This is a genomic window from Microbacterium sp. CCNWLW41, assembly GCF_037083505.1.
On sequence record NZ_JBAOJP010000014.1, the window covers coordinates 122,596 to 146,563 of the forward strand.

Sequence of the window (23,968 nt, forward strand, 5' to 3'; positions counted from 1 at the left end):
AGCTCGTCGGGACGATGCGGACGGGGCAGTGGGCGCTGCGGCAGGCACGGTCAGGGGGATCGTGGATGCGGGCGCGCTCACGGCCGTCTGGCGTCGGGAGCGTCGCGTCTGTGCGGGCTCGGACGCAGGAGTGTCGAGGGGCAAGAACGTATCTCTCGGGTCGACCGTCGGGGGGAACGGCGTGGGGGCTCAGCACCTCCGTCGTCGGGCCGACGAAGGTAACGATCGGATAAACACTATCGAAGGTGGCCTGGGAAAGCCATGGACGATCACGGCACCGCGCGGATCCTCTCCACGAGATCCGCGACGAGCTCCGCGGATCCGGCGACGCACATGCGACGCGCGCTCCCCGGTTCGACAAGTCGCTCGAATCGGCCACCGGCCTCTTCGACGATCAAGGCGCCGGCGGCGAAGTCCCAGGGCTTGAGTCCGCGCTCGAAGTACCCGTCCAAGCGGCCCGCCGCGACGTACGCGAGATCGAGGGCAGCCGCGCCCATCCGACGAAGGTCGCGGACGAGGGGAAGGACCCGACGGACAGTGGCGAGATCCCCGTCGTGCGTCGCGGGGTCGTAGCCGAACCCCGTGCCGAGGAGCGCGCCAGCGGGATTCTCCGTGGAGACCTGGAGGGGCACCGCGCCCAGTCGGGCGCCGTGCCCGCGTGCGGCGGTGAAGAGCTCTCCCAGGACGGGCGCATGGACGACCCCCGCCAACGCGCTCCATGTGTCGGGATCGTCGCCGCCCGCGACCGCAGCGATGCTCACGCAGTACGTCGGGAACCCGCCGGCGTAGTTGACCGTCCCGTCGATCGGATCCACGACCCAGGTCACTCCCGTCGAGCCGGGCTCGCCACCCGACTCCTCGCCGAGGAAGCCATCGCCCGGTCGCTCGGCGTCGAGCCGATCTCGGATGAGCTGTTCCACCTCGCGATCGGCCTCCGTGACGATGTCGGCGAGCGTGCTCTTGGTCGCCGCGATCGACACGCCCTCCGCGCGGCGGCGCCGTGCCAGCTCGCCCGCCTCGAGAGCGATCTCAGCGGCGAGGGAGCGCAGCGCTTCGATGTCGGGGGCGTCGGTACCCGCGGTCATCGCTGCGGAGCCGCGGGCGGGGCGGGCGGAAACGCCGGGGGCACCGGCGGGTCTTGCGGTCGGGGCGGGACCGGGGGCTCCGCGGGCGGCTCGGGCTGCGGGGGAACCGGCGGCTCGGGGCGCGGCGGCACGGGAGGCTCCGGCTGGGCCGGGGGCACCGGCTGGACCGGGGGCACCGGCTGGACCGGCTGGACTGGCGGATCCGGCTGCGCGGGCGGGACGGGCGGCACGGGTTCGACCGGCGCCGAGGCCGCAGGCGGCAGCTGGTGACCCGCCGCGGAGCCCGAGGAACCGCCCGCGGATGCCGGTGCAGGGGCGGACGCGAACGGGTCGGCGGCAAAGGCCGCCGGTGACGCGGGCGGAGCCGCCTGACCGGGGTAGTCGCCGATGGCCGGCGCAGCCTCGATCGTCGGGACGCCCGTGTAGTAGGCGTTCCAGTCGGGCGAGCCGTCGCGAAGCACGGGAAGCGGAGTGCGCCCGTCCGCGTAGGTCGGCCACGCGCTGGCGACGGCGGGCTGCGCGACCGGGCGCTTCGGGGCGAACAGCGCGTTCAGCAGCGGCAACAGGGTCGTCCCCACCGCGGCGAGGATGGTCAGGGCCACGACGATCCGCCAGAAGAGCTCCGAGTACGAGAAGGCGTGCGGGAACGTGAGGAAGAACACCAACATGGCGACGAGGGCGCCGAGGAAACCGAAGGTCGTGTACACGATCACCCGCGTGAAGGTCGTCACGTAGCGCTGCGAGGCCCGCCAGAAGAGGCGAACGTGCAGCATCGCCAACTGCAGGATCGCGACCACCAGGACCAGGTGGAAGAACCGCTCGAACCCGCTGTCGACGCCGAAGTCGTAGTCGTTGAAGGTCTGCTTCTCCGGAAGCCAGATCTTGACCGCGCCGACCAGCAGGGCGACGATCCACGAGATCATGCTCAGCAGGGCGAGCCAGTCAGGGCGGGTCGGCGCCAGGCTCGCCTCCAGGATGGCGATGCCCGCGAAGCCCGCCAGCAGCAGGATCGTGAGGAACGCGCGGCCGATGAGCCCCTGCTGATCCCCCACCAGCACCCACACGACGCAGACGAGAGCGGCGGCGATGAGCGCGCCGATCGCGATCCAGATGGCTCCTCGGATCAGCAAGGAGGTGTTCGGCTTCTTGGAGCCGGAGGCAGCGACGTCTGACATGGCGATCCTCTCGTCGGTGCCTTCATCCTGCCACGCGGACGTAGCGTATCCGGGAGAGGATTCCCCCGGATGTGGGGAGATCGTCACGGATCGGATCGGTGCAGGACGAGCAGCGTCAGGCGCGACGCGACGATCGGGCTGCGAAGGCCGCGACGCGCGTCTTCGCCTCCTCGCCGTCGAAGGCCGCACCGATGGTGCGGGCCTCCTCGTCGAGCTGCTCGGCGAACGTGCGGGCGGGGCGGGATCGCACGAGGCGCTTCGCCTGCCCGTACGCGCCGTGCGCACCGGCCAGCCAGAACCGCGCGACCTCCTCCGCCCTGGCGCGCACGGCCGCGGCCTGGGACTCGGCGTCCTCGCCCGCGACGACCTCGGCCACCAGCCCCCACTCCCGGGCCTCCTCGGCCGAGAGCAGGCGGTCCTGCAGCACGAGCTGGAGCGCGCGACGCTCGCCGACGGCGGCGGCGAGCTGGGCGGACACGGACAGATCCGGGGTCAGGCCGATGTTCGCGTACAGGCTTCCGATCCGCGAGCCGGAGCCCACGATCGCGTAGTCGCTGCAGAGCAGGATCCCCAGACCGCCACCGGCGGTGCTTCCGTGCGCGGCGGCGACGACCGGGACGGCCGACTCCGTGAGCGCCCGGATCCCCCGGTTGATCGTTCCGGCGAGCGCCGTGACGTCCGCGCCGCCGCCCACGCCCTGGGACATGGCGATGACGTCCCCTCCCGCGCAGAAGGAGGGGCCTTCCGCGTCGATCAGGATCGCGCCGACGTCCTCCCGCGTCGTGGCCTCCTCCGTCGCCTCGGCCCAGGCGTGGGCGAGCTCCGCGTCGAACGCGTTGAGGCGCTGCGGACGGTTGAGGGTCAGACGGGCCATGCCGTCCTCGACGGTGAAACGGATCGGGTCGGTCATCGGAACTCCTCGCATGCGGACGACAGCGGCCGGCGGCGCCTCCGCACCGGGAGCACGCCACGACTCAGCCTAGGCGCTCCCGCGCCGCACCCTCTCCGGGCGGAAGCCGGCGCCGGCTCAGTCCTCGCGGAGGACCGAGTCCACGAACGCGTGCAGCCGCGCATGCGTGCCGTCGAGGCGCCGATCGGCGTGATGCGCCGCGCGGATCTCGTTGGGTGCGAGGGGCGGCACGATCCGCACGCTCTCGTGGCAGGAGAGGTCGGCGCACATGTACGTCCCGACGCTGGATCCTCGGCGGCCGGCGGCCCCCGCCCGTCGCGCGGAGAACAGCGCCACCTGGTTGCCGGGCTGCATCGTGTGGCAGATGTTGCACATCCCCGACCGCGCGCGGCTCGGATCCGTGGACCTGAGGAGGATCCCGACCGCGCGCCCTTCGCGCTCCACGACGACGCATCCGCGACGGGGCGACTCCGGATCGCGCCATGCGAAGAAGTCCAGGTAGTCCCACTCCGCGAGCAGGAGGTCGTGGGGCATCCCGATCCGCGCGATCTCGTCGTCGTCCGCGTTCACGATCGATGCGCGGATCTCGTCCTCGGTGAGCGCACGCATCGCCCCAGTCTACGAGCGGGCGGAGTCCGTGGGCGGGTCGGGCAGGCCGTCCCGGGGTGCCGGGTTCGGACGGGTCGGACTACCGTGGGGTCATGGGACCGAGGCGGAAGAGGTTCCGGCGGGCCGTCGCGGGCATCGCTGCGGCGACGACGTGCCTGCTCGCCGCCGGCGCGCTGGCCGCCTGCGGCTCCCCCGGTCCGGGCCCCAGCTCGTCGCGCTCCACGCCCGCGGCCGCATCCTCCACGCCGACACCGCCGACGCCCGCCCCGACCGCTTCTGCGACCGCCACCCCGGTCACGCCCGGAGTCGTCGCGGAGGGTCTGGAGGTCCCCTGGTCGCTGGCCTTCCACGACGGGACCGCACTGTTCAGCGAACGAGACAGCGCGCGGATCCGCGAGCTCTCGCCGTCGGGAAGCATCCACGACGTCGGCGTCGTCGACGGGGTGACGCCCCGCGGCGAGGGCGGGCTGCTCGGCATCGCCGTCCGCGACGGCTTCCTCTACGCCATGTCGACGGCCGACGACGGCAATCGCGTGCAGCGCTTCCGGCTGGACGGCGCCCCCGGCGCCCTGTCGCTCGGTCCGGCGGAGTCGATCCTCGCCGGGCTCCCCGCCGCGGCCGTGCACAACGGCGGTCGGATCGCGTTCGGCCCGGACGGCATGCTCTACGTGACCGCAGGAGACGCCGGCGACCCCTCCCGCGCGCAGGATCTCACCAGTCTCGGCGGCAAGATCCTCCGGATCACGCCGGACGGCCAGGTCCCGCCGGACAACCCGTTCCCGGGATCGCCGGTGTACAGCTACGGCCACCGCAATCCGCAGGGACTCGCCTGGTCCGCGGACGGCACGCTCTACGCGAGCGAGTTCGGGCAGGACACGTGGGACGAGCTCAACGTCATCACCCCGGGCGCCGACTACGGGTGGCCGGAGGCGGAGGGCATCGCGGGGATCGAGGGATTCGTCGACCCCGTGCAACAGTGGCCCACGGACGCCGCGAGCCCCAGCGGCATCGCGATCGTCGGCGACACCCTCTTCCTCGCGAACCTCCGCGGCGAGCGCCTCCGCCGTGTGCCCCTGTCCGATCCGTCCTGGTCCTCAGAGGAGCACGTCGGCGAGTTCGGGCGGCTGCGCGACGTGGTCGATGCGGGCGGCGGGGCGATCTGGATCCTCACGAACAACACCGACGGACGCGGGGATCCCCGGGAGGGCGACGACCGGATCGTGCGGCTCCCCGCCGACTGAGCCGTCCCGGTCCGGGGGACGCGGCGACAGCCCTACCCGACGCCTCCGCCCGGCGACGCGGTCGCATCAGCACCGTCGGCGGCGGCGGGCGGGGCCGGAAGCCGGATCGTGAACATCGTCCCCGACCCGTCCTCGGCGTACGCGATGGAGCCGCGGTGGGCGTCGACGATCGCCTTGACGATCGAGAGCCCGAGCCCCGACGACGAGCCGGATCCGTCTCCGCCATGACGGCCGTTGAACCGCTCGAACAAGTGCGCGGCGCGCTCGGGCGGGATGCCGGGCCCGTCGTCGGTGACGATCAGGCTCGCGGTCTCGCTCCCGCCCTCCCCCGTCTCCACCCGCACGGTCGTCGTGGTGCCCGGCGGGGTGTGGGTGCCGGCGTTCGCCAGCAGGTTCGCCATCAGCTGGTGCAGCCGCTCGGTGTCCCCGCGGATGATCGCGGGGCCGTCGGGAAGCTCCGCTGTCCAGGAGTGGTCGGGGAAGGCGGCGCTCGCATCCGACACCGCCGCCGCCGCGATGTCGGCGAGGTCGACGTCGTCCAGCTGCAGGTCGTCCTCCTCGTCGAGACGGGCGAGGAGAAGGAGGTTGTCGACGAGCCGCGCCATCCGTGCGGCCTCGGACTCGATGCGGCTGAGGGAGTACTCGGTCGTGGGCGGCAAAGCCGCGCTGTCCTGCCGGGTGAGCTCGGCGTAGCCGCGGATCGAGGCCAGCGGCGTTCTCAGCTCGTGGCTGGCGTCGGTGAGGAACTGGCGCATCCGCCGGTCGACGGCCACACGGTACTGGATCGCGTCATCGACGTTGTCGAGCAGCAGGTCGAAGGCGCGCCCGACCTCTCCGACCTCGCTCCGATCGCGGAGGTCCCGGTCATCGAGCGGGCGCGGCACCCGGGTGTCGTCGTCGCGCAGGGGGCTTCGCGCCACCACCTTCGCGGCCGTGGCGACCCGGGTGAGCGGGCGCAGCATGAGCCGGACGAGGATCGTCGCCCCGACCGCGAGCGCCACCATCGCCAGTACGGCGACGCCGGCGTTGACGGCGGTCTGCAGGCCGATCGCCGCATCCACCGCGCTCGTGGAGACGGCGGTGACGAGAACCCGCCCCTGGGCCTCGTCGACGGTCGCGCGGAAGGATCCGAGGCCGGGAAGGGCGAGATCCTGAGTCCTCCCGCGATCGGCGGTCTCCGCGAAGGCACCCACCGTGGCGAGCGCCTCGACGGGGACCGAGCGACCGCCCTCCTCCGTGAACCGCGCCGCATCGATGACCCGGTCGTCAGCGGTGAGGAGCACGATCACAGACCCTGGGCCCTGCCCGATGAACTCGGACAGAGGCTTGTGCGGCGAGCCGTGGTTCTTGACGATCACCCGCTCGAAGGCCAGCTCGGACGCCGCGACCTGCTGGTCGACGATGGCGGTGGCGTTCGCCCGGAGCGCGATCCCGACCACCAGGCTCCCGAGGAGCATGGCCGCCGCGAACAGGATCAGCGTGCCGCCGACGATGCGTCCGACCAGGGAGGTCGGCCCCCAGCGCCGCGTCACGGCTGCGGCGCTCTCAGGATGTAGCCGACGCCGCGGACCGTCTGGATGAGGGTCGGTCCCGGGCGCGCGAGTTTCTTGCGCAGGTAGGAGATGTAGAGATCGACGATCGATCGGCGTCCGGCGAAGTCGTAGTGCCAGACGTTGTCGAGGATCTGGCTCCGGCTGAGCACGAGATCGGGGTTGCGCATGAGGTAGCGCAGCAGCTCGAACTCGGTCGCCGTGAGGCTCACCGCGCGCCCGTCGAGGGTGACCTCGTGGGTGCGTTCGTCGAGCATCAGCGGCCCGACTTCGATCCGGATCTCCTCCTGCCCGGGGATCGACCGGCGCAGCAGTCCGCGCAGCCGCGCGACGAGCTCGGCGAGGCTGAACGGCTTGGTGAGGTAGTCGTCCCCTCCCGCGGTGAGGCCGAGCACGCGGTCGCCGACTGAGTCCCGGGCAGTGAGGAAGAGGACGGGGATCCCGGGCGCGAGCTCACGCATGCGCCGCAGCAGCGCGATGCCGTCGGTGTCGGGGAGCATGATGTCGAGCACGACGGCGTCCGGCCGCTCGGCGCGCAGGGCCGCCAGCGCCTCCGCGCCCGTGCCCGCGGCCTCCACCCGCCATCCTTCGTAGCCGAGGGCGAGACCGACCAGACGGGTCAGGACCTCCTCGTCGTCGACGAGCAGGATGCGGATGTCCCCGCCGTCACTGCGCCTGATCCGGGGAAGCTGGGCGAGCAGGGCGGGTCTCGGCTCCTCGTTCGAGACGGGGAGGAAGGATCCGGACTCCACCATCCAAGTATTTCCGCATGGCAGGCGTGCGCGCCCGGGATTCATAGAAGACGCACACGATCGCTTCGGGACCGCACGTGTTCGCTGACTACCGTCCGTCGCATGACAGCGACGACACCCCACGGCGCAGCCCCGCGCTCCTCGCCCCGACGCCCCGCAATGCCTCGGGCCGTCGGGATCCCGGCGCTCCGCGCAGCGATCCCCGTGCGTCGTCCCGACTTCCTCCGAGGCCCCCGCGTCCCGACGCCGCTGCACGCACGACCGGTCCCCACCGCGCGGCTCCTGCTGCGCCCGTACGCGATGAGCGACGCCGAGGACTGGTTCCGCATCCAGTCCTCCCCCGGGGTCCTGCGCTTCCTGCCCTGGCCGCGACGGTCCCGCCGCGCGTCCCGCACGCACCTGCGCCACCGGACGCGCCACACCCGCCTCTGCTACGACGGGGACTTCCTCGCCCTCGCCGTGACCCGGGACGACCGGGTGATCGGCGACGTGTCCCTGCATCTGCGGGGGACGGACCCGGCGACCTTCGGGGTGGAGGTCGGCTGGCTGCTGCACCCGGCGCACACCGGGAACGGCTATGCGTTCGAAGCGGCCTCGGCGCTGCTGCGGCTCGCGGACGAGGCGCTCGGCGCGCACTGGGCGCTGGCTGAGATCCACGCCGAGAACGCGGCGTCCCTCCGGCTCGCGGAACGCCTCGGCTTCACCCGCGTGAGCGAGACGCCCGCCGACGTCCTCCGCCTGATCCGCCCGAGGCCCTGACCCGGCGCTCCGCGTGCGCCGCGATCTCCTTCAGCGCAGGTCGAGGAGCAGGCCGTCCGCGGGCGCGGTCGGCAGGCGGCGGAGGCTGATGCGCAAGTCCTGCTCCGGGACGCGATGCTCCGTCCGTCGTCCAGGTCGGATGCCCATCACACCTCGGGGACGCGGATCACGACAGGGGGTTCCGTCCGGCGGCGACAACGGGCACAATCGCCGCCGCCGGACGCGCGCGTCGTCTCAGCGCAGGGCGCGGCGCCGACGGCGCCCCGCCTCCTCCACGGCCTTCTTGATCTTCTTCGCCGCCCGCTTCCGCGACTTCTGCGCCTCGGGGCTGGTCCACAGCCGCTCGATCTGGTGGCGCAGGTCCTCGTAGTCCTTGCCGCGGGAGCGGCCGGCTTCCACCCCGACGATGTACGCGGCGACGACGACGATGGCGATGATCAGGACGTTCTTGCCCATGGCTCTTCCTTCCCGTGAACGGTCATGCGACGCGCCGGGCGCCTTCCGCCCGCAACCGCGTCACACTTCCGAGACGGATGCCGGAGGTCGATCGTCACACACTCACACCCTTCTCGGAGTCTGTTCCAGGACAGTCCGGTTCCCGAGCGAACGCGAGGGGGTTGCGCCCGGGCCGCACCGGACCCTGCGTCGCCCGGCCGGAGGGTCCGGCCGGGCGACGGTGGCGTCAGCCGTGGGCGACGGCGAGCTCGTTCGGCGTGTGGTCGAGCTCGACGCTCGCCACGGTCTTGCCCGTGGTGAGGTCGACGGCGTGCACCGCGTTCGCGGCGGGCTCGGTGACGTACGCGATGTCGCCGCTCACACGGATGGCGGGGTGGGCGTCCTGCCATTGCGCCGGCCCCTGCCACGGCTCGATCACGGGGTAGGCGTCGGTGATCGATCCCGACTCCGGGTCGAGCACGTGGATCTTCCCGTCCGTGCTGAGGATGTAGGCCTGATCCTCCGGACCGCGGGCGACATCGCGGAAGGTGTACTGCACCTCGTCCGGGAGGTCCACGACGCGGGACGTGCCCGCTGCCGTGTCGATGAGGGTCACCGCGTTCAGGAGGTATCCCTCGGCATCCGGATCGCTCTTGTAGTCGCCGACGACGATCGGGCTCGTCTCGGAGACGAACGCGTTGCCCATCCGGCCGTACGGATCGGGCGCGCTCAGCTTGCGGAAGGTCCCGTCCCGGTACAGCAGCGCGCCGTCCTCGCATCCGAAGACCACGGCCTCGCCCATCGCCGTCCCTTCGCCGTGGATGCCCGGGCACTCGGCGTTGACCGAGATCTGCTCCCAGGCCCCGTCCTTCTCCGCCAGCGCCATGGCGCCGGTCCGTCCGGTGTCGTCTCCCACGGTGGTGAGGAGCGTGCCGTCGGACAGGACGATCGAGACGCCGTGGTGAGGCGCCGCAGCCGTGTAGATCTCTCCCTCGGGGAGCGTCGCGTACCCGTCTGCGAAGGTCTCGGTGTCGAGGATCGTCGTCCTCCCGGTCCCGTCGTCGAAGAGAACGGTCCGGCCGTCGTGGACGACCACGTGCCCCGGGGTGGTCGCGTCGAACACGAGGTCGGTCAGTTCCGGCTGGGCGGTGTCCAGCATCTGGAAGCCCTTCGAGGTCGTCACCGCGATCGTCCGGCCGTCGCCGAAGTCGTTGAGCCGGGTGAACGTCTCAGAATCCAGCTCCGCGACGACCTCCAGGGTGGTCGGGTCGAGCACCGCGATGCCGTTCTCGTACGAGACGGCGACGCGACCGGTGGTCGATCCGGAATCCGTCGCGACCGTGCCCTGGTCGGACGCGGGCGTACCGTCCGCGGCGGCGGGCGCGCAGCCGGTCGCGGCCAGCGCGAGCCCGGCGAGCCCGGCGGCCGTCGTCCATCGGATGTGTTTCTTCATCTTCTCTCTTTCTGGGTGGAGGGTCTCAGCGACGGAGACCCTGGGCGATGCGCTCCGTGTTGGTGCGCATCATGGTGAGATAGGTGTCCGCGCCCTCGCCGGGCCCGGTCAGCGACTCGGTGAACAGTTCGACGACATCCACCTGGATCCCGGCCTCCCGGGCGAGCACCTGGACGAGCCGGTCCGGCTGCGAGGACTCCGCGAAAATCGTCGGCACCCCGGCCTCCTCGATCGCGGCGGCGAGGTCGCGGAGGTCCGCCGCGCTCGGTGCGGCGAGCGTCGTGCCGCCCGGGATGACGGCGCCGACGATCCGGAAGCCGTACCGGTCGGCCAGGTAGCCGAAGACGTGGTGGTTCGTGACGAGGGCGCGATGGTCCTCCGGGATCGCGGCGAACGCCGTCGTCATCTCGGCGTCGAGGTCCGCCAGCTCGGCGCGATAGGCGTCGGCGTGCGCGCGGATCGCCCCCTCGTCGATGCCGTCGATCCCCGCCAGCGCGTCCTCGAGCGCATCGACCACGTCGACCATGCGCTGCGGGTCGGTCCAGAAGTGCGGATCCGGGGCGCCGTCGGCCTCGGGACCGTACGCGAGGACCTCGATGGCGTCCCCCGCGACGACCATGTCGACGCCGGATTCCGCGGCGCGGTCGAGATGCTGCTGCAGCCCCTCCTCCAGCCCGAGCCCGTTCGACACCGCGAGGTCGGCCGCACCGAGGAGCGCGGCCTCCTGCGCCGAGATCTCGAACGAGTGCGGGTCGGCGTTCGGCTTCATGAGCGTCGTCACGTCGGCCTGATCGCCCACCACGGCGCGCACGACGTCCCCGAGGATGTTCGTGGTCACGACGATCTGGGGCCGCACCCCGGACGACGACGGCGCCGCGCATCCGGCGAGCGCGAGCACCAGGCCCAGCATGAGCGCCGCCCACCGTCTCATCGCCCGACCTCCGTGAACAGCGCCGGTGCGACGGCGGGTTCCAGGGTCCGGGCGACGCGCGCGCCGTCCGCGTAGGCGATCTCGTGCACGACGCCGCCGACCGGGTCGTTCAGGTAGGCGCGCTGGGCGTCGACGACGAGCGCCGCCGCCTCCGCGGGCCCGGAGACCAGCGGTTCCGTCGCCGCGACCTCCGTGCCCTCCACGAACACCCGGACCCGCCCCTCGGCGTCGAGCGCGACGATGTGGCCGTCGGCGTCGTCGACGGCCACGACGCGCACCAGGTCCGCGTCGACGCGGACGAGCTCCCAGGCTCGCGCCCGCGTGTCGAGCAGCCAGTACCCGGCGCCGGGCGCGACACCGGCGACGGTGGGCCGGCCCTTCCGTCCGTCCAGCGCCGCGGGCGCCGGAGCGCCGCCGGGGATCGGGATCCGTTCCACCGCGTCGCTCTCGCCCAGCAGCAGTGCGCCGTCGGCACACCCCACGACCAGCCCCGCGCGGGTGGTGATCGCACCGCTCGCATCCGGGCAGGCCGCCGGTGCCCCCGTCTCCTCGCCCTCTTCGTCGAGCAGGCGGAGCTCACCGCCCGAGACGAGCGCGGCACCGCCCTCCCTCGGGGCGAGGAGCCCCGGCGCCGCCGCGTCGATCCGGAGGCGTTCGACGATCTCGCCGCGCGAGAGCGCCGCGTTGTCCAGCAGGACGGCCTCCCCGCTGCCCCCGAAGAAGAGTCCCGTCGTCCCCGCCGTGGACAGCGGCCCGGTGGCCACGACGACGGGACCGGAACCGGGAACGGTTCCGATCACCCGCGGCTCCGCGCGGTAGTAGTGGAAGTGGTCCCCGTGGTCCCAAGTCCACACGCCGCTGTCGATGACCTCCGCCCCCTCCTCGGTCGTGACGAACGCGTACCGTCCGTCGGAGGCGAGGGCGGTCGGGCTGCCGACCGGATCCAGCGTCGTCGCGGCTCCGTCGAGGAGGTCGAGGATCCCGACGGCTCCGTGCGCGTCGACGGAGAGGAGCTGCAGCGGCGGCTCGGCGACCTCCTCCGCCCCGGACACCGCGCCGTGCCCCTCGCCGGCCGGAGCGGAGGAGGCGGACGGGGGTGCGGACGGCCCGGACGCGCTCGCGCATCCGGTGAGGGCCAGGGCGAGAGCGAGGGGCACGACCCCGCTGCGACGGAGGAGGACGGACATGTGTTCCTTTCGACGGATCATCGCGACGCTCCGGCCGCGAGAGGGGTGAGGGTCGGCGCGCCGTCCGCCGCAGCCGTCTCGCGGAGCGTTCGGCTCCGGCCGGCGCGGCGTCCGCGGACGCTCGCCCGGAGTCCTGCGGAGGAGGCGGCGAGAGCCACCGCGGAGAAGGCGATCGACGCCCCGGCCGCGGTCCCCGCGTGCCAGGACACGACCAGACCCACGAGGACGGCCAGCATGCCGACCCCCGAGGCCAGCGCCATCGTCGCCGGGATCCGACGCGTCCACAGGCGAGCGGCGACGGCGGGCGCGAGGAGCAGTCCGACGACGAGCAGCGAACCCACCGCCTGGAACGAGGCGACGACCGCCAGCGTGACGAGGCCCACGAGGGCCACGTGCGCCCGCTGCGGGTGCAGCCCCTGGGCGAGGGCGATGCGTCGGTCGAAGGCTGCCGCGACGAACGAGCGATGGAAGAGCACCGCGACCACGACCGTGACGGCGAGGGCCAGCGCGAGCGCCCCGATGTCGGCCGAGCCGATCGCGAGCACGTCGCCGAAGAGCAGGGCCGTCGCGTCGGTGGCGAAGCTGCGCGAGTGGGAGACGACGATGACGCCCAGGGAGAGCATGCCCACGAACAGCAGGCCGATGCTCGTGTCATAGGACAGTCGCCCTCTCCGCTGGAGGAGGCCGACCGCGGTGCTCATCACCACGGCCGAGACCGCCGCCCCGAGGAGCACCGGCGCGCCGACGACCGTGGCGATCGCCACGCCGGGCAGCATGCCGTGCCCGATCGCCTCACCGAGGAACGCCATCCCGCGGATCACAACCCAGGTCCCGACGATCCCGCACACGAGGGCGACGAGAGCGCCGCCGATCAGAGCGTTCAGGACGAACGGTGTCCCGAGGGGATCGAGGAGCCAGGACAGCATGCGGATCGTTCCTCTTTCCAGAGTTGATAATGAGAATCGTTCTCAACGGTAGCATGGCGGTCATGAGCTCCCGAACCACCGCCCCCTCGCTGCGATCCGTCCGCGCCGGCTACGACGGACCCGACGTCCTGCACGATCTGTCCCTCCGCTTCGCCCCCGGCGAGATCACGGCGGTCACCGGACCGAACGGATCCGGGAAGTCCACCCTCCTCGAGCTCCTCGCCGGCGGCATCCGGCCCCGCGCGGGGACAGTGAGCCGCAGCGGCACCATCGGGCTGGTCGTGCAGCGACTCGCTGCCGCCGACGCCTTGCCGCTGACGGCAGAGGACGTCGTCCGCATCGGCACCTGGGGCGCGGCCGGTCGGCGGATGACCCGCGGGCGACGACGGCTCGCCGTGTCCGAGGCGATCGCGCGCGTCGCCCTCGCCGGTCTGGAGCGCCGACCCTTCGGGGAGCTCTCCGGCGGTCAGCGGCAGCGGGCGCTCCTCGCCCAGGGGATCGTGTGCCGCCCGGACGTCCTGCTCCTCGACGAGCCGACCGCCGGGCTCGACGCCGCGAGCACGGAGCGCACCCGCGTGATCCTGGCCGAGGAGTCCGCCCGGGGCGCGGCGGTGGTCTGCGTCACCCACGACGAGGACGCGCTCGGCGCCGGACGGGTCGTCCACCTGGAAGCCGGCCGGGTCACGGCGGACCTGTCGCGATCCGGCCGGTACGCCGCGGAGGAGTGCCGGCGGAGTTCCCGTCAGTGAAACGTCGTCGCGTCGTCGAAGCCGAAGGAGGACAGAGGCCGGACGCCCGTCTCCGCGATGTGGTCCCGCAGCGCAGCGGTGAAGCCCTCGCCATCGCCGGAGCGCAGCAGGGCGGTGAGCGCCTCGTGCTCGGAGATGATCTCCTCGCAGCGCCGCAGGAGGCGGTCCCCCGCCTGGAAGAGGACGAAACGCTGACGGTCGGCGAGGCGATCGTAGAGCTCTAGGAGCACCCCGTTGCCTCCCGCCTCGACGAACCCTCGGTGGAATCGCAGCGTGAGCTCGATGAACTCGCGGACGTCCCCGTCCGCGAACGCGGCACGCTGATCGGCGAGGGAGGACTCCATGCGGTCCGCCAAGCGGCAGCGGAGCGCCTCCGGGGCGCGGGCCACGGAGCTCGACTCCAGGGCGAGCCGCGCGTCGCCGAGCTCCGCGACCGCGCGTTCGGAGAGCCCCTGCACGACCGCGCCGCGCTTGGGGTAGATGACGATCCAGCCCTCGTCCTGAAGACGCGCGAGCGCGGCACGGACCGGCGTGCGACTCAGCCCCATCGACGACGCCAGCGATGCCTCGCCGAGCATCTCCCCGGGAGCGTGGGTGCCGTCGAGGATGTGATCGCGGATGACGATGTACGCGCGCGACGATGCGCTCAGGTCGTTCTCCGTCACGGGCGGTCCTCCAGGAAGGTGAGTCCAGGGTACAGCCGGGGCGTACGCCGGATCGGACTCTTGAATGCCAGTTGTATCCTAGATCCATGAGCGAATCCCCGCGCCCGGACCCGACCGAGCTGACCTCGAAGCTCACCTTCTACCGGCGGCTGACGGCGGCGCTCGCCATCGTCGTCGTCTTCCTGGGGATCGTCGTCGTCGCCCAGTTGACCATGAACACGGGCTCCGCCGCCCCCGCGGCTCAGCCGACGACGAGCTCCTCCCCGGAGGTCCCCGAGCTCGCCCGCCGCGATCCGGGCGACCCCATGGCGCTCGGGAAGGTCGACGCCCCCGTCGCGCTCGTGCAGTGGACCGACCTGCGCTGCCCGTTCTGCGCCGCGGTGCACCGCGACACCATCCCGACGATCATCGAGGAGTACGTCGACAAGGGCCTCGTGCGGCTCGAGGTCCGCGACGTGGCGTTCTTCGGCGAGCAGTCCGAGGACGCGGCCGTCGCAGCCCGCGCGGCCGGGGAGCAGGGACGCTTCTTCGAGTACCTCGACGCCGTCTACGCGGCCGCCCCGGACAGCGGTCACCCGGACCTCCCCCGCGAGAAGCTCATCGCCTTCGCGAAGGAAGCCGGGATCCCGGATCTGGACCGATTCAGCGCCGACCTGGACGACCCCGCCGTGCGCGCGGCGGCACAGGCGAGCACCGCCGAGGCCCAGCGCCTGGGCGTGAGCGCCGTCCCCTTCTTCGTCGCCAACGACACCGCCCTGTCGGGCGCGCAGCCGGTCGCCGTCTTCCGTGACTTCCTGGACCGGGCGATCGCACAGAAGGGCTGAGATGGACATCGGCCTCCTCGGAGCGCTGGTGGGCGGCGTCCTCACGCTGCTGAGCCCGTGCTCGGTCATGCTCCTTCCCGCGTTCTTCTCGTACGCGTTCACGAACCCCGCGAAGCTCGTCGCCCGGACCGGGATCTTCTACCTGGGCCTCATCACGACTCTGGTGCCGCTCGGCGTCCTGGCCGGAACGCTCGGCGCCTTCGTCACCCAGCATCGCCTGGTCTTCGTCAGCGCAGCCTCCGTCGTGGTGATCCTCCTCGGCGTCCTCATGGTGCTGAACGTCCCGGTCCCGTTCCTGCGCGGCGGCAAGGGCGTCGAGAGCACGACGCCCGCGTCGGTCTACGCGCTCGGCACCGTCTACGGGCTGGCGGGCGTCTGCGCCGGCCCGCTGCTCGGAGCGGTGCTCACGGTCGCCGCGCTGAGCGGGAACGCGCTCCACGGCGGCATCGTGCTCCTCTTCTTCGCCGCGGGGATGGCCCTGCCCCTCCTGGTCCTCGCGCTCCTGTGGAGCCGGCTGCCGTTCGTGCGGCGGCTCGTCCGCCCCCGGGAGGTGCGTCTCGGGCGGTGGCGGAACACATGGACTGGCCTCGTCGGCGGTCTGCTGACCATCGCCCTGGGCGTGTTCCTCCTCGTCACCGCGGGCACGTCGTCGCTCGGAGGGATCCTCTCCGCCTCCGATCAGGTCCGGATCGAGGGCTGGGCCTACGAGGCCACCCGCGGCGTGCCGGACATCCTCGTCCTCCTCATCGTCGCGTTCGTGGCCGCGGGCGTCGCCGGGCTGACGGCCCTCCGTGCCCGCCGCACCGCGTCGCGCCGCGTACCCGCCGCGGACGAGGACTGAGCCCGATCCCTCCGGGCGACAGGGATCCGGGCGGTGCGGCGGCAGAGCCGGCCCCGGCAGACCCCTTCCCCGGCGCGCCCTGTCAAGGCCCTGTCCGCACGGATCCGCTCCCGGCATGCTCAACGCGAGCGCGACCGAAGGAGGAGCCATGACCATCGGCACCGGAATCGTCCTGTTCGTGATCGGCGCGATCCTGACATTCGCGATCGACATCGACGTCCAGGGCGTGGATCTCGACATGATCGGATACATCCTGATGGGCGCCGGCGCGGTGGCGTTCCTCATCGGGCTGATCCTGCTCCTCGTGCGCCGCGGGCGGCCGCGGGCCGAAGCGATCGACGACGACGTGGTCTGATCGCCGATCGCACCCGATCACGCCAGGACGGCGGCGGCGAGCCCCAGGCGGCCTCGCACCTGGAGCTTCCGATAGATGTTGCCGAGATGCACCTCGACGGTGCGGTCGGAGATGTCCAGGACCGCGCCGATCTCGCGATTGGTCCGACCACCGGCCACGAGCTGGGCGATCTGCTGCTCCCGGTCGGTCAGGTGCTCCGGCAGTCGCGGGAGCGCGGCGGCGGGGACCGGGTGCGTCTTCCGGGTGACGGCGGACGATCGGCGCCCCGCGGCGGCGGCCGTCGTGCGGGCGGGTTGGTCCCCCGGCCCCGGCGCCGGAAGCATCGCCCCCGTCGCCCCGCCCAGCTCCGGAAGCACGCTCTTGAGCTGCCGCAGCAGGCCGCCGAGCGCGCCGCCCGCCATCCCGGCGAGCGGCAACCGCGGCAGGGTGTTCCGAAGCACCGCCCCCGCGCCGTCGACGTCCCCGACATGGACGAGGAACCCCACCTGGTGCAGTCGTACGGCGGCCTCCACCGCCGGAGACACGGCCCCATCGCGAAGCCGCCACGGCCACTCGGGCGCCGCGCGCCCCAGTGCGAGGAACATCCGAGCCTGCAGCCGGTCCGCTTCGCGCGGATCCTCGCTCCGGGCGTCCGCGATCTCGGCGAGCTCGGCCAGGTGCAGTGCGTCGGCCGTCGTCGCCGCCGCCGGCGCGAGGGCGAGCTGCTGTCTCGCCAGTCGCTCGCCGAGATTCGCTCCGTCACGGTCGGCGAACCCGCGAGCAGCGCGAAGCAGCACGGCGGCACGCTCACGTGTGCCCGGATCGCCGTTCTCCGTCAGCGCCCCGAGGATCCGGGCCGCGGAGAGATCGGCCCCGCTCATCAGCGCCGCCTGCGCCCGGAGCAGCTCCACGCGGGCCCGTGCCTCGGCGGACGTGCGCAGCGCCGCATCCGTGGCGACGTAGTAGGCGGCCGGGCTCGCCCCCGACTTCAGCAGCCGCGAGGCGAGGTGCGTCAGCGAGCGGACGAGGTCGCCGTCCACCGACATGCCGGATTTCGCCAGATGCCACGTGGCGAGCGCGAAGTCCCGGGAGTCCATCGCCTTCGCCAGCGAGCGATGGATCGCGATCCGCGCCTCGGGATCAGCGCCCTTCCGCAGCGCGAGACGCAGGCGCGGATCGGCGAAGCGGAACGTGCCGTCCGTGGCGAACCGCAGCGCACCGTCGGCGGGGCCCGAGACGACGTCGTCCAGCTCCGTGGCCGCGGCGGCGAGGACGACGTCGAGGGAGTCCACGACGCTGAACGCCGCCGTCATCAGCAGACGTCGCCCCGCGGCCGACAGGCCGTCCAGCCCCTCGAACGCACGGTCGACGAGGACGGGGCCCACGGGCAGGGTCTTCGGCAGCATCTCTCGACCCGCGAGCTGATCGACGGTCAGCTGAGCGGCCATCTCGCGGAGCACGTCCGCCTCCCGGAGGGTCTCGGAAGCGAGGCGACCGGCGATGTGCGCGGCGACGGGGACGCCGAGGACCGCCAGGTTCTCGCTGGCCCACTCGACATCGCTCAACGAAACCGGTTCCATCCTCTCGCGATGCTAGAGCACCCGGCGATGCGCGATCCCTCCCGTACGGGCTTACCCGTATACCGGATGGCACCATCGCTCTCCGTCGAGACTCCGCGGCGTCAGCCGGCCGCGACCTCGGGCGGGCGACCGGTAGATCCGCGCACCACGAGGGACGTGGGCAGGGTGAGATCGGGCCGCCGCTCCCCCCGCAGAAGGGCCAGCAGCGTCGTCGCGGCCGCGGTGCCCTTCGCGTCCACGTCCTGCCGGACCGTCGTCAGCGGCGGCGACACCCGCACGGCGAGCGGGCTGTCGTCGAAGCCGACGACGGAGAGATCCTCGGGCACGCGGAGCCCGCGGTCGCGGGCCTGACCGATGACCTCGAGCGCAGCCAGGTCCGAGAACGCGAGCACGGCGGTCGGCGGGTCGTCCAGCATCGCCGCGATGCGCTCGCGCAGCACGTCGTCGACGTCGAAACCCGGTGTCCCGACGATCCGCGGCACGACCCCGGCATCGGTGAGGACGCTCGCCCACCCATCCAGGCGTCGGCCGATCGTCCCCGATGCACGACCACGATGAGCGGGGTCGAGAGGCTCGTCCGCGGCGTCGACCGAGGTCACGACGACGGCGATGTCGCGATGGCCCTGGTCGAGCAGGTGCGCGGCCGCCTGACCGCTGCCCGCCGCGTCGTCGAGAAGGATGCGGGGCTCGTCCCCGAGCGGGGCGGACTCGACCGTGACCACTGGGAGCCGACGCTCCCGCAGCGCGGTGACCTCGCGGGCGCGGGGCGCGCAGGAGTATACGATGGCGCCGTCCATCGCGATGTCGCGGACCGGGTCGACATCGCTGCGCTCGGACGAGTGCAGCAGCACCAGCGAGTACCCCTCGTCGGCGAGCGTCGCCGCGACCGCGCGGAGGAATCCGACCGCGACCTCGTCCGCGAAGGCATCCCGCGGCGAGTTGGTCAGGACGACGCCGATCACACCGGTGCGTCCCCGGGCCAGCGCCCGCCCGGCAGGGTCCGGGCCGGAGTACCCGAGGCGCGCGGCGGCGTCGAGGATCTGCGCCCGGAGCGCCGCGGAGAGCTGATCCGGACGGGAGAACGCGTTCGAGACGGTCATACGGCTGACGCCGACCTCGTCGGCGATCGTCTGCAGCGTCACGCGCGCCATCTCGCTCCCTCGTTCCCCTCCATTCTGGCCCAGGCCAAGGAGGGGAACACCGTCGACGATCGCGGTCGCCGCATCCGCCGGGCGCGGAGGGATCCCCGCGGCGCCCGCGTACGTCACACCGGGACGCGCTCGGCTGCGGCGCCGGGGCAGGGATCGACGACGGCGGCGAGCCGACGGAGGAGCCGGGCGAGTCCGGCGCGGATCCGCGCCCGGGCCGCTCGATGCAGCCGTGCGCGAGCGCGCCGTTCCCGGGCGTACACGTTCTCGCGGCGGCGGTCCTGTTCCTGGCCCCGCCGCATCGTCTGCGCATCCGCCTCGACCAACGCGCCGATCATCATCGGTTCCATGACGACTCCCGTTCTGTATCGGTACAGAGACGACGATACTGTACCGGTACAGGGCGGTCAAGGCTGCGTGAAGTCCGCGCCAACACCGGCAAGGCCTGTCGATAATTGACAGGCCCCTGTCGATCGGGAGAGGATGGCGCTATGACCCCCTCCGCAACGCTGCAGCGCCTCATCCTCTCTGTCTCGGACCTCGACCGGGCGATCGCCTTCTACGTCGGTGCGCTCGGCCTGCAGGAGACCGAGCGCACCGACGGGCTGGCATGGCTGCGGACCGGCGACGGCGTGGAGGTCATGCTGCACGAGCGGCGAGCCGAGCCGTCGGACACCGCCGTGGCCGCCGGCTTCGCGACGGTCGGCCTCGAGGATGCCGTCGACCGATGCGTCGGCGCCGGGGGCGTCGTCGTGGACGAGGTGGAGACGAGGCCGTGGGGCGAGCGGATGGCGGTGCTCCGAGACCCGGACGGCCACCTCCTGTGCGTGAGCGAGGGGCGTTGACCTCCGCGGGGGCGCTGACGGCGCTCGTCGACGAGACCTTCCGCCTGGCGGATGCCTTCTCGCGCGCCGGGGACGCCCTCGTCGCCGAGGAGGGCTTGACCGCCGCTCGGTGGCTGACGCTGGGAGCGGTCGCGCACGGCCCGCTGAGCGTCGCGGGGATCGCCCGGCGCCGCGGCATGCGCCGACAGTCCGCCAACGAGTCCGTCGCCCAGTTGGAGAGGGCGGGACTGGTCGTCCGGCGCCCCGATCCGGCCGATGCGCGCGCGCCGCTGGTCCATCTCACCGACGAGGGACGCCGCGCGCTCGACCGGATCCGGCCACGGCGTCTGGCGTGGGCGGCGGACGCCGCGGCCGGCGCGTCGGAGGCGGACCTGACCGCGGCCGTCGACCTGCTCCGGCGGATCCGCACAACGCTCGAGACGGGAGCCCGCGATGGGTGACCAGACGCCGCATCTCGGCGGCCGCCGTGCGGCGGACGGCAGCGCGGGCGATGCCGACTACGGGGCGGTCGGCGGTTCCTATGCCGCCTTCCGCCGGGCCGACCCCCGGATCGCCCGCCGGATCTCGGACGCGCTCGGGGATGCCGCCTCCGTGCTCAACGTCGGAGCCGGGGCGGGAAGCTACGAGCCCACGGACCGGTTCGTGACCGCGGTCGAGCCCTCCGAGACGATGCGACGGCACCGCCGCGCACCGCTCCCGCCCGCGGTCGACGCCGTCGCCGAGGCGCTTCCGTTCCCGGACGACGCCTTCGACGCGTCCATGACGACCTTCTCCGTCCACCAGTGGAGCGACCTGGAAGCGGGCCTCGCCGAGATGCGGCGGGTCACCCGCGGGCCGGTCGTGATCCTCACCTGCGACCCCGACCTCCTGGACCGGTTCTGGCTCGGCCGGTACGCGCCCGGGGTCATCGCCACCGAGCGCCGGCGGTATCCGTCCACGACACGACTCGGGGCGGCGCTGGGCGGGAGCGTGACGGTCGAGCCGGTCCCGATCCCGCAGGACTGCACCGACGGCTTCAACGAGGCCTACTACGGGCGACCGGAGCGCCTCCTCTCCACCTCGGCGCGGGCGGCGTGCTCCGCATGGAGCTTCATCGACCCCGCGGTCGCCGCGGCCTACACCCGAGACCTCGGGCGTGCTCTGGACACCGGCGAATGGGATGCCGACTACGGCCACCTCCGCACGCAACCCTTCTTCGAGGGGTCGTTGGTCCTCGTCCGCGCCGTCCCGTCCTGACCGTCTCCGGTCGGGCCTAGCTGACCCCCGCAGCAAACCGACCCGTTCTCCGGAGCGAGGATGCAAGTTCGACATCACTAGACGGTAGACATGATGCATGGATGATTCAGATCTTCCCTCGCTGCGGCAGGTTGGCCGGGCGGTGTCGGCCCTGTCAGCGTCGGGACGGGTCGCGGCTCCGCATGTTGTGGCGTGGATCCTTCATCACGCACACGGCGACATGCGTCACGCAGTGCAACTGGCTTCGACTCTCGGCACCGAGCAGGTTACGGGCGAGAGGATGTTGCCGTTTGCGCTTCCGCCCGTGGACGAGGCAGTACGGGATCTGCGGGACAAGCTCTCGGCTCTGTCGAGCGCCGACCTGCGGGTTCTCCGGACGGCTGCCCTGAGCACCTCGCATCACACGGACGTCGTTCTCGCTGCAGCGGCGATCGATCTCGACTCGTTCTTAACGGGGCCAGCGAACGGCCTACTCACGTTCCACGGCAATGGCCGTTTCGAATTCACAAACTCGCACATCCGCTCAGTGCTCATCCATGACACCGACGCCCCTACCGCGCTGGCCACGCATCGTGCACTCGCTCGTGCTGCAACGGTGCGAGGGGAAGATCTCGCTTCGGCTTGGCATTGGTCGCATGTGCGCCCCACCGACCGTGCCAACCTCCAGATGCTCCAGACCGTCGCGGTATCCGCGCTGGAAGCCGGTAGTCCGTTTGCTGCCTTCCATGCGGCCGCCCGCGTGTGCGGCCGGGCGAACGGCGAGCTCGCCGGGCGTGCGGCTCTGGTCGCCGGACACGCCGCGCTCCTCTGCGGCGCTACGCTGAGCGCGCGCGAGTACCTATCGGCCGCGTTTGCCGGGTCGGCCAACGGCGTTCGTGAGCGGTCGTCGACACTCCTCGTGGCCGTGGACAACCTCACGGACGGTCCCGTCGACGACCCCGATCCTCGGCGGCGGATCGTTGATCAGATTCGCGCGCTCGTCCCGGTCGCCGCCAGCGCAGGTGATCGGGCGCGGATGGCCGACCTCGTCGCCATCACCGAGACGTGGCGGTCGGATCCGGGCGAGGCCGACAACATTCAGGCACGCTCCTATCTCGCGACGACTCGGGCGCGACCCGGATGGCCCTGGAACCTGTCTCCAGGAGGATTGTCGCCGTTGATCGAAGCGCTCGCCCTTCTGCAGCAATGCGGCTTCCAGTTACAGGTGCAGGACTATCCTGGCGCCGCCAGCCTCATTCGAGATGTCCTGCTCCGGCTGCCTGCAGTGCATGTAGGCGCCGGAACGATAACGAGCGCGGTCCGGCTGCTCGCTGCCGAGTTGCCAGACTTAGGCACCGGCATCCGAACATCGCTGCACGCGCTGAGCCCACGGCGACCTGTGACATACGAACCGTACGGTTCCGCCGTGGGTGAAAGGTCCTCCGCCGCAGCTCGGGCCGTTCAGCGGCCGGGGGGCACCCGAAGCGATCTCATGGACTGGCGTTCAACGCTCAGCCGGAGGGAGCTGCAGGTTGCTTCCCAACTCCTGGAGGGCAGACCGAATGACGAGATCGGTCGCCTTCTCGGTATCTCGCCCCGCACCGTGGAAGTGCATCTCACGAAGGTGTATCGCAAACTCGCGGTGCGCGGGCGAGCCGAGTTCCTGTCGACGGCCTTGGGATCTTGAACGCGAATCCGCCCCACCTTCCTGTAGGAGGGCGGGGCGGATTCGTCGGTCATATGGATCAGCCGCGGAAGTAGACGTTGGACGGCTTGACCCAGAGCAGAACGATGATGAGCACGGAGATGAGGGCGCTCAGGATACCGGGGATGCTCAGCCTGTCGAACGCGAGGGCTCCGAGGGAGAGGACTTCGAGGACGGTGACGACGATCCTCGCCCAGTTGTGGCCGGCGCGCATCTGGAACAGCACGAACAGTTCGATCGCGATGAGAACGAAAAGCCCGATCCCCATCGCGAGCAGGATCGGTCCGTTCGTCGCGGGTTCCCCGTCGACCAGCATCGTTCCGGACATGGCGTTGACCCCGCCGAAGGTTGTCATCGCGGCCACCACGATGTCGAGGACGAGCCCGAGCAGGATCACCCAAAAGACCACTTGAACGGTGGCGGGCCTGCGACGGGAATCAGCGTTGTCAATCATCTGGAGTTTCTCCTCGTGCGTGAGTGTCGACCAGCGCATGCGATGCACTCGGCAGCGTAATCCCCGGTACGCCAACAGCTCTTCTGGGGCCAGCCCGAGTACGGGGAACCCCGCGGTTGGGACCGATCTACCCTGCGTCGCGCCCTTGTCTCGCTCGCCCTTCTTCACCGTCAGACTGGGGCTCTTCAGCTTCCGCAGGGGAATGACCTTCGGACCGAACCACGAAGGGATTTGGGGCGTTCTCGCCGTGGTACTCGCGGGGCTCGTGGTTCTCGCGCTGGCGATGTTCTTCTCGAAGCCGGCCACGGTTCTCGGGAAGAGACACGACGTGAACCACGCTTAGTCGTAGCTCCCGAGCTTATGAAATCTGTCCCACTCTCCTACGGGAGGGTGGGGCAGATTTCCTTTTCCAGGCCCGTCTACTTCTCCTTCGGCTCGTGTCCGGTTGCTTTGTGGATTCTGTTGCTGGCGTCATGGGCCGCGTCATGGATGGTGTCTGTGACGTCGCTGATCTTTGGTTCGACTGCGTCGACGACTTTGTCGGTGACGTTCTTCGTTCCTTGTGCGGCGCGTTTGATGCTGTCGCCTACGGTCA

General features: G+C 71.8%; 26 protein-coding genes. 10 read left to right on the forward strand and 16 right to left on the reverse strand.

Annotation, left to right across the window (positions count from 1 at the left end):
- Positions 1–269 precede the first annotated feature (269 nt).
- The 4 genes from V6R91_RS33895 to V6R91_RS33910 all read right to left on the reverse strand — a co-directional run bounded on the left by V6R91_RS33895 (position 270) and on the right by V6R91_RS33910 (position 3,779).
- Positions 270–1,085: an inositol monophosphatase family protein gene (locus V6R91_RS33895; RefSeq protein ID WP_336398970.1), complete on the reverse strand. Its 816-nt coding sequence runs from the start codon at positions 1,083–1,085 to the stop codon at positions 270–272.
- On the reverse strand, positions 1,082–2,260 hold the full coding sequence (locus V6R91_RS33900) for a hypothetical protein (RefSeq protein WP_336398971.1): 1,179 nt from the start codon (positions 2,258–2,260) through the stop codon (positions 1,082–1,084). Before V6R91_RS33900 ends, V6R91_RS33895 begins: the two co-directional genes overlap by 4 nt.
- 115 nt (positions 2,261–2,375) lie before the next feature.
- Positions 2,376–3,170, reverse strand: a complete 795-nt coding sequence (locus V6R91_RS33905; protein ID WP_067243313.1) for an enoyl-CoA hydratase/isomerase family protein — start codon at positions 3,168–3,170, stop codon at positions 2,376–2,378.
- Positions 3,171–3,287: 117 nt separating this feature from the next.
- The gene (locus V6R91_RS33910) at positions 3,288–3,779 is read right to left on the reverse strand and encodes an FBP domain-containing protein (protein WP_336398972.1); all 492 of its coding nucleotides are present in this window, start codon (positions 3,777–3,779) and stop codon (positions 3,288–3,290) included.
- 92 nt (positions 3,780–3,871) lie between these two features.
- Between V6R91_RS33910 and V6R91_RS33915 the strand changes: the two genes are divergently transcribed.
- Complete coding sequence (locus V6R91_RS33915) at positions 3,872–5,020, forward strand: PQQ-dependent sugar dehydrogenase (RefSeq protein ID WP_336398973.1); 1,149 nt, start codon at positions 3,872–3,874, stop codon at positions 5,018–5,020.
- Positions 5,021–5,052: 32 nt separating this feature from the next.
- Here V6R91_RS33915 and V6R91_RS33920 read toward each other — a convergent pair whose 3' ends face one another.
- Both V6R91_RS33920 and V6R91_RS33925 read right to left on the reverse strand, forming a co-directional pair.
- Positions 5,053–6,552, reverse strand: a complete 1,500-nt coding sequence (locus V6R91_RS33920) for a sensor histidine kinase (protein ID WP_336398974.1) — start codon at positions 6,550–6,552, stop codon at positions 5,053–5,055.
- Complete coding sequence (locus V6R91_RS33925; RefSeq protein WP_303621318.1) at positions 6,549–7,271, reverse strand: response regulator transcription factor; 723 nt, start codon at positions 7,269–7,271, stop codon at positions 6,549–6,551. The genes V6R91_RS33920 and V6R91_RS33925 overlap by 4 nt, the downstream gene beginning before the upstream one ends.
- Positions 7,272–7,424: 153 nt before the next feature.
- Here V6R91_RS33925 and V6R91_RS33930 point away from each other — a divergent pair, with 153 nt between their 5' ends.
- Entirely contained in the window at positions 7,425–8,081 is a 657-nt protein-coding gene (locus tag V6R91_RS33930) for a GNAT family N-acetyltransferase (RefSeq protein WP_336398975.1), read from the forward strand.
- Positions 8,082–8,315: 234 nt separating this feature from the next.
- On the opposite strand, the gene V6R91_RS33935 is transcribed toward V6R91_RS33930, so the two are convergent.
- From V6R91_RS33935 to aztB, 5 genes are all read right to left on the reverse strand, one after another.
- Positions 8,316–8,537, reverse strand: coding sequence for a hypothetical protein (locus tag V6R91_RS33935; RefSeq protein ID WP_067243320.1), 222 nt, complete (start codon positions 8,535–8,537; stop codon positions 8,316–8,318).
- 226 nt (positions 8,538–8,763) lie between these two features.
- A complete protein-coding gene (gene aztD, locus V6R91_RS33940; RefSeq protein WP_271062233.1) occupies positions 8,764–9,969 on the reverse strand; it encodes a zinc metallochaperone AztD in 1,206 nt (401 codons plus the stop codon).
- A 25-nt stretch (positions 9,970–9,994) separates the two neighbouring features.
- Positions 9,995–10,900 (reverse strand): zinc ABC transporter substrate-binding protein AztC, encoded by a 906-nt coding sequence (aztC, locus tag V6R91_RS33945; RefSeq protein WP_336398976.1) that lies wholly within the window; start codon positions 10,898–10,900, stop codon positions 9,995–9,997.
- Positions 10,897–12,087, reverse strand: coding sequence for a hypothetical protein (locus V6R91_RS33950; RefSeq protein WP_271062234.1), 1,191 nt, complete (start codon positions 12,085–12,087; stop codon positions 10,897–10,899). The genes aztC and V6R91_RS33950 overlap by 4 nt, the downstream gene beginning before the upstream one ends.
- Positions 12,088–12,104: 17 nt before the next feature.
- Positions 12,105–13,013, reverse strand: a complete 909-nt coding sequence (gene aztB, locus V6R91_RS33955) for a zinc ABC transporter permease AztB (protein WP_336398977.1) — start codon at positions 13,011–13,013, stop codon at positions 12,105–12,107.
- A 62-nt stretch (positions 13,014–13,075) separates the two neighbouring features.
- On the opposite strand from aztB, the gene V6R91_RS33960 reads away from it, so the two are divergent.
- The gene (locus V6R91_RS33960; protein ID WP_336398978.1) at positions 13,076–13,762 is read left to right on the forward strand and encodes a metal ABC transporter ATP-binding protein; all 687 of its coding nucleotides are present in this window, start codon (positions 13,076–13,078) and stop codon (positions 13,760–13,762) included.
- On the opposite strand, the gene V6R91_RS33965 is transcribed toward V6R91_RS33960, so the two are convergent.
- The gene (locus V6R91_RS33965; RefSeq protein ID WP_271062237.1) at positions 13,756–14,427 is read right to left on the reverse strand and encodes a GntR family transcriptional regulator; all 672 of its coding nucleotides are present in this window, start codon (positions 14,425–14,427) and stop codon (positions 13,756–13,758) included. The two genes, V6R91_RS33960 and V6R91_RS33965, sit on opposite strands and share 7 nt — an antisense overlap.
- An 86-nt stretch (positions 14,428–14,513) precedes the next feature.
- Here V6R91_RS33965 and V6R91_RS33970 point away from each other — a divergent pair, with 86 nt between their 5' ends.
- From V6R91_RS33970 to V6R91_RS33980, 3 genes are all read left to right on the forward strand, one after another.
- Positions 14,514–15,251, forward strand: coding sequence for a DsbA family protein (locus tag V6R91_RS33970; protein WP_271062238.1), 738 nt, complete (start codon positions 14,514–14,516; stop codon positions 15,249–15,251).
- A 1-nt stretch (position 15,252) separates the two neighbouring features.
- Positions 15,253–16,092, forward strand: a complete 840-nt coding sequence (locus V6R91_RS33975; RefSeq protein WP_271062239.1) for a cytochrome c biogenesis CcdA family protein — start codon at positions 15,253–15,255, stop codon at positions 16,090–16,092.
- Between the two features lie 148 nt (positions 16,093–16,240).
- Positions 16,241–16,447, forward strand: coding sequence for a DUF6458 family protein (locus V6R91_RS33980; RefSeq protein WP_067243350.1), 207 nt, complete (start codon positions 16,241–16,243; stop codon positions 16,445–16,447).
- A gap of 17 nt (positions 16,448–16,464) precedes the next feature.
- Here V6R91_RS33980 and V6R91_RS33985 read toward each other — a convergent pair whose 3' ends face one another.
- The 3 genes from V6R91_RS33985 to V6R91_RS33995 all read right to left on the reverse strand — a co-directional run bounded on the left by V6R91_RS33985 (position 16,465) and on the right by V6R91_RS33995 (position 19,504).
- Positions 16,465–18,006 (reverse strand): helix-turn-helix transcriptional regulator, encoded by a 1,542-nt coding sequence (locus tag V6R91_RS33985; protein ID WP_336398979.1) that lies wholly within the window; start codon positions 18,004–18,006, stop codon positions 16,465–16,467.
- A 101-nt stretch (positions 18,007–18,107) separates the two neighbouring features.
- Positions 18,108–19,157, reverse strand: coding sequence for a LacI family DNA-binding transcriptional regulator (locus V6R91_RS33990; RefSeq protein WP_336398980.1), 1,050 nt, complete (start codon positions 19,155–19,157; stop codon positions 18,108–18,110).
- Positions 19,158–19,270: 113 nt separating this feature from the next.
- The gene (locus tag V6R91_RS33995; protein WP_271062242.1) at positions 19,271–19,504 is read right to left on the reverse strand and encodes a hypothetical protein; all 234 of its coding nucleotides are present in this window, start codon (positions 19,502–19,504) and stop codon (positions 19,271–19,273) included.
- A 141-nt stretch (positions 19,505–19,645) separates the two neighbouring features.
- On the opposite strand from V6R91_RS33995, the gene V6R91_RS34000 reads away from it, so the two are divergent.
- The 4 genes from V6R91_RS34000 (at position 19,646) to V6R91_RS34015 (ending at position 22,901) form a co-directional block, all read left to right on the forward strand.
- Positions 19,646–19,999, forward strand: a complete 354-nt coding sequence (locus tag V6R91_RS34000) for a VOC family protein (RefSeq protein ID WP_336398981.1) — start codon at positions 19,646–19,648, stop codon at positions 19,997–19,999.
- Entirely contained in the window at positions 19,996–20,439 is a 444-nt protein-coding gene (locus V6R91_RS34005) for a MarR family winged helix-turn-helix transcriptional regulator (protein ID WP_336398982.1), read from the forward strand. Before V6R91_RS34000 ends, V6R91_RS34005 begins: the two co-directional genes overlap by 4 nt.
- Positions 20,432–21,235: a class I SAM-dependent methyltransferase gene (locus tag V6R91_RS34010; RefSeq protein ID WP_336398983.1), complete on the forward strand. Its 804-nt coding sequence runs from the start codon at positions 20,432–20,434 to the stop codon at positions 21,233–21,235. Before V6R91_RS34005 ends, V6R91_RS34010 begins: the two co-directional genes overlap by 8 nt.
- 97 nt (positions 21,236–21,332) lie before the next feature.
- On the forward strand, positions 21,333–22,901 hold the full coding sequence (locus V6R91_RS34015; protein WP_336398984.1) for a helix-turn-helix transcriptional regulator: 1,569 nt from the start codon (positions 21,333–21,335) through the stop codon (positions 22,899–22,901).
- 58 nt (positions 22,902–22,959) lie between these two features.
- Here the strand turns inward: V6R91_RS34015 and V6R91_RS34020 are convergent, their stop codons facing one another.
- Positions 22,960–23,421, reverse strand: coding sequence for a hypothetical protein (locus V6R91_RS34020; RefSeq protein ID WP_336398985.1), 462 nt, complete (start codon positions 23,419–23,421; stop codon positions 22,960–22,962).
- Positions 23,422–23,968 lie beyond the last annotated feature (547 nt).

Coding starts and splice junctions, on each gene's coding strand:
- V6R91_RS33895 (WP_336398970.1), bottom strand. CDS start 1,085: ATGACCGCGGGTACCGACGCCCCCGACATCGAAGCGCTGCGCTCCCTC.
- V6R91_RS33995 (WP_271062242.1), bottom strand. CDS start 19,504: ATGGAACCGATGATGATCGGCGCGTTGGTCGAGGCGGATGCGCAGACG.
- V6R91_RS33915 (WP_336398973.1), top strand. CDS start 3,872: ATGGGACCGAGGCGGAAGAGGTTCCGGCGGGCCGTCGCGGGCATCGCT.
- V6R91_RS33960 (WP_336398978.1), top strand. CDS start 13,076: ATGAGCTCCCGAACCACCGCCCCCTCGCTGCGATCCGTCCGCGCCGGC.
- V6R91_RS33980 (WP_067243350.1), top strand. CDS start 16,241: ATGACCATCGGCACCGGAATCGTCCTGTTCGTGATCGGCGCGATCCTG.
- V6R91_RS33990 (WP_336398980.1), bottom strand. CDS start 19,157: ATGGCGCGCGTGACGCTGCAGACGATCGCCGACGAGGTCGGCGTCAGC.
- aztC (WP_336398976.1), bottom strand. CDS start 10,900: ATGAGACGGTGGGCGGCGCTCATGCTGGGCCTGGTGCTCGCGCTCGCC.
- V6R91_RS33975 (WP_271062239.1), top strand. CDS start 15,253: ATGGACATCGGCCTCCTCGGAGCGCTGGTGGGCGGCGTCCTCACGCTG.
- V6R91_RS33900 (WP_336398971.1), bottom strand. CDS start 2,260: ATGTCAGACGTCGCTGCCTCCGGCTCCAAGAAGCCGAACACCTCCTTG.
- V6R91_RS33910 (WP_336398972.1), bottom strand. CDS start 3,779: ATGCGTGCGCTCACCGAGGACGAGATCCGCGCATCGATCGTGAACGCG.
- aztB (WP_336398977.1), bottom strand. CDS start 13,013: ATGCTGTCCTGGCTCCTCGATCCCCTCGGGACACCGTTCGTCCTGAAC.
- V6R91_RS34015 (WP_336398984.1), top strand. CDS start 21,333: ATGGATGATTCAGATCTTCCCTCGCTGCGGCAGGTTGGCCGGGCGGTG.
- V6R91_RS34010 (WP_336398983.1), top strand. CDS start 20,432: ATGGGTGACCAGACGCCGCATCTCGGCGGCCGCCGTGCGGCGGACGGC.
- V6R91_RS33950 (WP_271062234.1), bottom strand. CDS start 12,087: ATGTCCGTCCTCCTCCGTCGCAGCGGGGTCGTGCCCCTCGCTCTCGCC.
- V6R91_RS33970 (WP_271062238.1), top strand. CDS start 14,514: ATGAGCGAATCCCCGCGCCCGGACCCGACCGAGCTGACCTCGAAGCTC.
- V6R91_RS33985 (WP_336398979.1), bottom strand. CDS start 18,006: ATGGAACCGGTTTCGTTGAGCGATGTCGAGTGGGCCAGCGAGAACCTG.
- V6R91_RS33930 (WP_336398975.1), top strand. CDS start 7,425: ATGACAGCGACGACACCCCACGGCGCAGCCCCGCGCTCCTCGCCCCGA.
- V6R91_RS34000 (WP_336398981.1), top strand. CDS start 19,646: ATGACCCCCTCCGCAACGCTGCAGCGCCTCATCCTCTCTGTCTCGGAC.
- V6R91_RS33935 (WP_067243320.1), bottom strand. CDS start 8,537: ATGGGCAAGAACGTCCTGATCATCGCCATCGTCGTCGTCGCCGCGTAC.
- aztD (WP_271062233.1), bottom strand. CDS start 9,969: ATGAAGAAACACATCCGATGGACGACGGCCGCCGGGCTCGCCGGGCTC.
- V6R91_RS33905 (WP_067243313.1), bottom strand. CDS start 3,170: ATGACCGACCCGATCCGTTTCACCGTCGAGGACGGCATGGCCCGTCTG.